Source organism: Streptomyces kurssanovii, assembly GCF_040677245.1.
Classification (GTDB): domain Bacteria; phylum Actinomycetota; class Actinomycetes; order Streptomycetales; family Streptomycetaceae; genus Streptomyces; species Streptomyces kurssanovii.
Genome location: NZ_JBFAQK010000115.1, coordinates 1 through 5133 on the forward strand (window position 1 = coordinate 1; position 5133 = coordinate 5133).

Sequence of the window (5133 nt, forward strand, 5' to 3'; positions counted from 1 at the left end):
ATCGGCCCCGACACCCCCATCATCACCACCGACGCCCGCCACCGCGCCGACGCCAAGAGCGCACTCATCACCCTCGTCGAACACGCCCTCATGGCCCGGCTGAAGTAGAATGGTCAAGTAGACGACGCAATACGGCAGTTGTCGTAGTTGCCATGGGCCGGGCTGTGTCTTTTGACACGGCCCGCCTCCGTGTTCATAACATTTCGACAGAGAATTCCGGCGCAGTGGACACCCGTTGCACACGGGCGGTACCACTGTGCTCACATGAGCCTCGCCATTTGACGGGGCTCGTTCTTTATGCCCGTTTTATGCGAGGCGTACGCCACTCGGAATCACTGATTCCGAGTGTTTGGAATGCGGCCGGTCGACGTGCTGGAATTCGTCGAACTGCCGAGTAGTACGGCTCTGAACGAAACACGGCACAGCGTAGGTGCCGACGCCGAGAGGTTGTTGGTCGAGTGAGGCGAAGCAACACGAGCTCCGCAGAGCAGCAGGCGCGGGGCAACTTCACCCCGCCGTCGCGCACAGCGGCGCCGCCTGCGGATGCGTCGGGAGCTTCCGGCTCTTCCCCGGGCGTCGGCGGACCGGGAGGCGGTACCGGGGGCAGCACCAGCCGCCTGTCCCCACGAAACTGGCGGGTGCCCACCCGCCTGAACGCGATCCTCCTCATACCCGTGCTCGTCGGTCTGGTGATGGGCGGGTTCCAGGTCAAGCAGTCGATCGACACCTGGAGCGAGGCGCAGGACGCGGAGAAGACCGCACTCATCGTGCGCGCGGCCTCCGAGTACGGCCAGGCGCTCCTCAACGAGCGTGACCTGACCGCGCAGCCCCTGCTGCTCGCCACGAGCCAGGACGCCCGCCAGGCCGCCGTCGTCACCGAGGCGTACGACACCACCGACGCGGCGAAGGCCAAGTTCGACCAGGCCGTCAAGGACATGCCCTCCGGGCAGGGCCTCGACCGCCGGCTCCAGCTGTTCAAGCAGGAGGAGCCCAAGCTCGCCGATCTGCGCAAGGCGGCCTACACCAAGGCGCTCGACCCGGTGCAGACCGAAGAGGGCTACGTCAAGATCCAGCACGTGCTGATGGAGTTCGCCAACGAGCTCGGCCTCGGCACCGGCAACGTCACCAGCTACGGCCGTACCGTGTACGCCGTCCAGCTCGCCAAGGCCGCCGCGTCGCTGCAGCGCTCCATCGGCATGCACCTGCTGGTCAGGCCGAGCAAGGACGAGAACGTCCTCGAGAAGCAGAAGATCGCCTTCAACTCGTACAACTACCTCGAGCAGATCGCGATCGGCGAGTACGTCTCCGGCGGTACGGAGGCCGACACCGTACGGCTCAAGGAAGTCATGACCGGCAAGGCCGCCGAGGGCGGCAAGCGCCTCGCCGCGGCCGGCCTGAACCCGCCCAAGGGCGCCGACGGCTCCGTCTTCACCGGCATGGCCACCGCCATCGGCTCCGGCACCAGCCCGGAGCGGCTGAAGACGCAGGACGTCACGCCCGAGACCTGGATGGGCGCGGCCACCGCCAAGTTCGACGGCTACACCGAGATCGAGACCGACCTCGTGGACCGGGCCGTGAACGAGGCCGCGGCGATCTCCGACGACGCCAAGACCGACGCCATTGTCAACGGCCTCATCGTCGTCATCGCCCTGCTCACCGCCTTCATCCTGGCCGGCCTCATGGCCCGCCAGATGAGCCGCTCGATGCGCCAGCTGCGCACCGCGGCGTTCGGCATCGCCGAGCAGCGCCTGCCGATGCTCGTCGACCAGCTCTCCCGGACCGAGCCGGGCCGGGTCGACACCCGCGTCCAGCCGATCCCGATCGACACCCAGGACGAGATCGGCGAGGTCGCCCGGGCCTTCGACCAGGTCCACCGCGAGGCCGTCCGGCTCGCCGCCGAGCAGGCCATGCTCCGGGGCAACGTCAACGCGATCTTCACCAACCTCTCCCAGCGGAACCAGTCGCTCATCGAGGGCCAGCTGACCCTGATCACCGACCTCGAGAACAACGAGGCCGACCCGGACCAGCTGGAGAACCTCTTCAAGCTGGACCACCTGGCGACCCGTATGCGCCGCAACGGTGAGAACCTGCTGATTCTCGCCGGCGAGGAGCCCGGCCGCCGCTGGAACCAGCCCGTGCCGCTCGTCGACGTGCTGCGCGCCGCCTCCTCCGAGGTGGAGTCCTACGAGCGCATCGAGCTCACCGGCGTCCCGGAGACCGAGATCCACGGCCAGGCCGTGACCGACCTCGTGCACCTCCTCGCCGAGCTGCTGGAGAACGCCACCACCTTCTCGTCGCCGCAGACCAAGGTCCGCGTCACCGCGACCCGTCTCCCCGACGGCCGCGTCATGGTCGAGATCCACGACAAGGGCATCGGCCTCACCGCCGAGGACTTCGCGGACATCAACCACAAGCTGGCCAACCCGCCGACCGTGGACGCCGCCGTCTCGCAGCGCATGGGCCTGTTCGTGGTCGGCCGCCTCGCCGACCGGCACGGCATCCGCGTCCAGCTGCGCCCCTCGGGCGAGCAGGCGGGAACCACCTCGCTGGTCATGCTTCCCGACGCCATCACCCACGGTGGCGGTGGCGAGGCGCTGCCCGAGGACGACTTCACGGTCTCGCAGATCATCCCGGAGCAGCAGTCCTTCGAGAGCGCCCCGATGCGGACCGCCGCGGAGCTCGGCTTCGACGACTCCCGCTACGAGCAGCCCTCCGACGGCTCCGCGACCCAGCTGGACCCCGTGGGCCGCTCCCTGATGCGCGAGGAGCGCAGGGCGGCCCTGGAGGCCCAGGCGCACGGCGAACGGCCGCTGTACCGCGACGAGTCGCCGTACGAGCAGGAGCAGGCTCCGCAGCAGGAGTACGGCTCCGAGTACGGCCAGGAGTACGCGCAGGCGGACCAGGGCTACACGCAGAACCAGCAGCCGGCGTACGACGAGTACCAGGGCGGCTACCAGGACGCGTACCCGTCGGCGAACGGCGGCTACCCGGAGCACACGGAGCAGCAGGATCCGCTCCAGGGCGCATATGCGGAAGCCACATACCAGGACCCGCAGAGCACCCAGCAGCAGTACGAGGGCCAGTACGACGCCCAGCCCCACCAGGGCGAGTGGGCCGATCACAGCGGTTACCAGACCGGTTACGAGCCCGAGTACCGCACCGAAGCGGAATCTGCGCCCGGCGCTCCCGCGAACGCCTCGGACCGCGTAGGCTTCGAGCGTCCGGGACCGTCTCCGAGCAGCAGCCACGAGCTGACGAACGCCGGTCTTCCCCGGCGCGGTGGCAGCCAGAAGCCGCCGTCGGCACAGCAGGTGCCGCAGCCGCCGGCGCAGGCGTCGCAGCAGCAGTGGCAGCAGCAGGCCCCCGAACAGGCTCCGGCCGCTCAGCAGAGCGGGCAGGCCCAGGGCGGCGGCAGCAACGGCTCAGGCGGCTTCGGCGGCGGGTCCGACACCGACGACTGGCGCTCGGCGAACGACGAGCGCTGGCAGCGGGCGGAGAAGCTTCGCGACCCGAAGGCGGGCGGGGTCACCTCGTCCGGTCTTCCCCGGCGGGTACCCAAGGCCAACCTGATCGAGGGCACGGCCGAGCAGACCCCGCAGGGCGGCCCACAGGTCTCCCGCGCCCCTGAGGACGTGCGTGGCAGGTTGAGCAACCTGCGGCGCGGTGTCCAGCAGGGACGCAGCGCGGGAACGGACACGAACGGACCGGGCTCCGGCCCGGGCAGTACCTACAACCAGGAGCGTTAGTGTGAGCCCGATGAGCCAGGCGGCGCAGAATCTGAACTGGTTGATCACCAACTTCGTGGACAACACCCCAGGGGTGTCGCACACGGTGGTGGTCTCCGCCGACGGACTCCTGCTGGCGATGTCCGAAGGTTTCCCGCGCGACCGCGCCGATCAGCTGGCGGCCGTGGCCTCCGGTCTGACCTCGCTGACCGCGGGCGCCTCCCGGATCTTCGAAGGCGGCGCCGTCAACCAGACGGTCGTGGAGATGGAGCGCGGCTTCCTCTTCATCATGTCCATCTCCGACGGCTCCTCGCTGGCCGTGCTGGCCCACCCCGAGGCCGACATCGGCCTCGTGGGCTACGAGATGGCTCTCCTGGTCGACCGTGCGGGCAGCGTCCTCACTCCCGACCTTCGCGCGGAGCTCCAGGGAAGCCTGCTCAACTGACGATCTGCCGGGTTCGTCCCGGTAGTTGCTCTTGACCAGTAGACAGACAGTGCGTTTCTCGCCACCGCACCGTTAAGGTGCGGTGGCGCGGGCTCCACAGGGACAGGAACCGGCGTACAGGCAGTCGGAGGAGGAAACGTGGCAACACCCCCAGGCGGGCGCCCCTATGAGGGCGGTCATCAGCCGCACGGTGAGCACACAGACAACCGCTTCAACTTTCCTTCGACGCCGGGCAGAGCAGGCGCGCAGCAGCCCTACCAGCAGTCGCAGTCGCCGTACGACCCGTCCTACGACCCGTCGTACGACCCCTCTTACGGTCAGCAGCAGCCCCGCATCCAGCCGGTGGCCCAGCGGCGGCCCCAGGAGCCCGCGAAGGCGTCGCCCGCCGGTTCCGGCAGGCACAACCCGCTGGTGCGCCCGTACGCCATGACCGGCGGCCGGACCCGGCCGCGTTACCAGCTCGCCATCGAGGCGCTGGTCAGTACCACGGCCGACCCGTCAAGGCTGCAAGGGCAGTTGCCCGAGCACCAGCGGATCTGCCGGCTGTGTTTCGAGATCAAGTCGGTGGCTGAGATCTCGGCACTCCTCTCCATCCCCCTCGGCGTTGCCCGGATCCTCGTCGCCGACCTGGCGGAGGCCGGACTTGTCGCCATTCATCAGCCCGGCGGCGACGAGTCCGCCGGCGGCCAGCCAGACGTGACACTGCTCGAAAGGGTGCTCAGTGGACTTCGCAAGCTCTAGCGGCGGTGCTGCCCGCTCAACCACCAGCGCGAAGATCGTGGTGGCGGGCGGCTTCGGCGTGGGCAAGACCACGTTCGTCGGCGCCGTCTCGGAGATCAACCCGCTGCGTACCGAAGCCGTCATGACCTCCGCGTCGGCGGGCATCGACGACCTCACCCACACCGGGGACAAGACGACGACCACCGTCGCCATGGACTTCGGCCGCATCACCCTCGACCAGGA

Annotated in this window: 4 protein-coding genes and 1 pseudogene; all 5 read left to right on the forward strand. The window is 69.0% G+C overall.

Annotated features, from left to right (window positions below):
* Positions 1 to 108 (forward strand): annotated as a pseudogene (locus tag AB0K36_RS34485) (ATP-binding protein); the annotation flags it as partial.
* Between the two features lie 350 nt (positions 109 to 458).
* Entirely contained in the window at positions 459 to 3746 is a 3288-nt protein-coding gene (locus AB0K36_RS34490; RefSeq protein WP_364601749.1) for a sensor histidine kinase, read from the forward strand.
* Between the two features lie 10 nt (positions 3747 to 3756).
* Positions 3757 to 4170 (forward strand): roadblock/LC7 domain-containing protein, encoded by a 414-nt coding sequence (locus tag AB0K36_RS34495; RefSeq protein WP_005311461.1) that lies wholly within the window; start codon positions 3757 to 3759, stop codon positions 4168 to 4170.
* A 138-nt stretch (positions 4171 to 4308) separates the two neighbouring features.
* The gene (locus AB0K36_RS34500; RefSeq protein WP_364601751.1) at positions 4309 to 4911 is read left to right on the forward strand and encodes a DUF742 domain-containing protein; all 603 of its coding nucleotides are present in this window, start codon (positions 4309 to 4311) and stop codon (positions 4909 to 4911) included.
* On the forward strand, positions 4892 to 5133 hold a 242-nt coding region (locus AB0K36_RS34505; protein WP_364601754.1), incomplete at its 3' end, for an ATP/GTP-binding protein. The genes AB0K36_RS34500 and AB0K36_RS34505, both read left to right, overlap by 20 nt.